This is a genomic window from Enterobacter cloacae complex sp. GF14B, from assembly GCF_004136805.1.
In the GTDB taxonomy this organism is placed as follows: Bacteria; Pseudomonadota; Gammaproteobacteria; order Enterobacterales; family Enterobacteriaceae; genus Enterobacter; species Enterobacter hormaechei_C.
This window is the reverse complement of sequence record NZ_QFRV01000303.1, coordinates 1-1,122: the sequence shown is the minus strand read 5'-3', so window position 1 is coordinate 1,122 and position 1,122 is coordinate 1. Positions and strand designations below refer to the sequence as shown.

At 59.4% G+C, this 1,122-nt stretch carries 2 protein-coding genes; one reads left to right on the top strand and one right to left on the bottom strand.

The annotated features are described in order from the left end of the window. The coding region (locus DD606_RS25370; protein WP_129259498.1) for an iron-containing alcohol dehydrogenase at positions 1-597 on the bottom strand (597 nt) is incomplete at its 3' end. A 159-nt stretch (positions 598-756) separates the two neighbouring features. Between DD606_RS25370 and DD606_RS25365 the strand changes: the two genes are divergently transcribed. Then, the coding region (locus tag DD606_RS25365; RefSeq protein ID WP_139158390.1) for an ATP-binding cassette domain-containing protein at positions 757-1,122 on the top strand (366 nt) is incomplete at its 3' end.

The window sequence follows — 1,122 nt, the reverse complement described above, 5'->3', positions numbered from 1 at the left end:
CAGGCCAAGACGCACGGTCAGCGGCAGACTCTCAGGTTGAGGGGCGAGCACCGCCGCTTCGTACCACTTCGCCAGCGTATCGCCGATGCCCGCCAGCAGGTATTCCGCCGGGGCGTTAAGGATGATCTGCGGCTCCACCAGCACCAGAAAGTTGGCGTCGTCAAAAATCTCAAACTGTAGCGCCTGACCGGCATCGTTGTACCACACGGAGAGCGGGGTCCACGCCGCGCAGGTGGCGGCGATAGTGGGAATGCCCACGAACGGCACGCCCAGACGACGCGCCACGGCCTTGACGGTATCCATTACCGCACCGCCGCCCACGCCAATCACCACGCTGGTTTCACTTCCCGACTCGTTTACCAGACGGGTGACGTCACGCTCGCTGCAATGGCCCTTAAACAACAGATGTTTTGCCCCCGTCGCGTTAAAACTCTGCGGCAGATAAGGGCGTGCGCCCTCGATTGCCCGCTCGCCGTAGATCCACACCGCGCGGGAAAGTTGTTCCGGAGTAAAGAAATTATCCAGGTGTGCAAGGCTTCCCGGATGAGAGAAGTAGTTCGCCGGGCCGGGTACGACGCGGATATCGGTGTTGCTCATGAAGTTGTCCTTTTTTAGCAAGCGCTAACCCGATGTTATGTCTGGACATCCGGATGGCTAATAATATTTCGCTTTATCTTATGCCTTTTCCGTCGTTGTCAGTCAACCGGAGCTGTGAAAAATTCGCTAAATCAGAAGAGTAATGAAGGATTTACGCGGATGGTTTCCAGTCGCCTTGAGATGCGCGGTATCAGCCTGGCCTTTTCCGGCTTTCAGGCGCTGTCGCGCGTGGACTTCACGCTGAACGGCGGGTCGGTGCATGCGCTGACCGGCGCCAACGGCGCGGGGAAATCGACGCTGATGGCGGTGCTGTGCGGGACGCACGACCACTATGAAGGCGAAATCTGCATTAACAACCAGCCGGTAAGCATCCGCGAGCCGCTGGACGCCAAACGGCTGGGCATCCACCTCGTGCAGCAGGAGGTGGACGTGGCGCTGATCCCGGGGTTAAGCATTGCTGAAAACATCATGCTCGACCAGCTGGCGCAGCCAGGGCACCGCTACCGCTGGCGCGACATCCGCCAG